The 589-nt window shown below is 50.3% G+C and carries 1 protein-coding gene; it reads right to left on the minus strand.

The features are described from left to right. Positions 1-589 (minus strand): DDE-type integrase/transposase/recombinase (locus tag ACQ4MZ_RS31585; protein ID WP_430852033.1); only part of this gene is annotated, 589 nt, incomplete at both ends.

The following is a 589-nucleotide window of genomic DNA, read 5'->3' on the forward strand; positions in this document are numbered from 1 at the left end:
GGCTTCCTGGTCTGTGAACAGTTCCAGGCGACTGAACGCCTTTTTCTGGAAGTTCATCTGGTGATGCAGTGCCAGCTTCTCCTTAATGGCGGCATTCAGTGCCGCCAGACTATGGAAGGTGTCATTCCGTAATTGGGCGTAAACGCGCCGGTAAGTGATTTTTACGAAGTTTTCAACCGCTGCTTTGTCTTTGGGCTTGTGCGGCCGGGCAGCATACAAAGCGATGTGGTTATGATTGGCCCACTGTTCGAGCATATCGGTAAACGCAGGCTCGTGACGCGAGCTTCTTGACACCCACTGCTTCATGTTGTCAGATTTAACCCCGAGTGGGACGCCTCCAAAATAAGCTAATGCGTTGTTGAGCGCTTTTACGACTTGTGCCAATTTCATATTTGGCAACGCTTCCACATAACCGTAGCCGCTAAAAGGAAGCACCGCAACAAAGACAGGGCATGCGATCAGCTCACCGCTCGAAGGATCGACATAGTAGAGCAAATCGCCAGCAAAATCCACCTGCATCATCTTGGCTGGATGATGCTCAAAATGCATCGTCGCCTGGGCAATTTTGAGCTGATCCTGTAAAAGCTTA

The sequence above is a fragment of the Dyadobacter sp. BHUBP1 genome (genome assembly GCF_050587785.1).
GTDB lineage: Bacteria > Bacteroidota > Bacteroidia > Cytophagales > Spirosomataceae > Dyadobacter.